The following is a 237-nucleotide window of genomic DNA, read 5'->3' on the forward strand; positions in this document are numbered from 1 at the left end:
TAGACGATGATTTACTTGCGGAAGACTTTACTGAAGAAGACGCAGAGCAGTCACTGGAAGAACCTGAAGACGAACTTTCAGTTGAGCTAGACGATGGTTTACTCGCGGAAGATTTTACCGAAGAAGACGCAGAGCAGTCAGTAGACGAACCTGACGATGAGCTTTCAGTTGAGCTAGACGATGATTTACTTGCGGAAGATTTTATTGAAGAAGACGCAGAGCAGTCAGTAGACGAAC

The 237-nt window shown here is 45.1% G+C and carries 1 protein-coding gene; it reads left to right on the top strand.

The genetic code is table 11. The features are described 5' to 3' along the window. A partial coding sequence (locus DS2_RS20670; protein ID WP_035016764.1) for a hypothetical protein occupies positions 1-237 on the top strand: 237 nt, incomplete at both ends.

The organism is Catenovulum agarivorans DS-2 (assembly GCF_000568405.1).
Classification (GTDB): domain Bacteria; phylum Pseudomonadota; class Gammaproteobacteria; order Enterobacterales; family Alteromonadaceae; genus Catenovulum; species Catenovulum agarivorans_A.